Here is a 219-nt window from a genome sequence, read left to right on the forward strand (position 1 = left end):
AGCAGTGTCGTTTTAACTGGTAATTCAACACAAATTGACAAATTATAAAAACACTTATGTTTTGGAGCAGTGTCGTTTTAACTGGTAATTCAACAGCAGGTATTATTTACCTTGTGAAAGATAAGTTTTGGAGCAGTGTCGTTTTAACTGGTAATTCAACTGAGCCATCCACACTAGCCCGTTTCATTTCGTTTTGGAGCAGTGTCGTTTTAACTGGTA

It is taken from the genome of Umbribacter vaginalis, assembly GCA_001552935.1.
GTDB lineage: Bacteria > Actinomycetota > Coriobacteriia > Coriobacteriales > Eggerthellaceae > Berryella > Berryella vaginalis.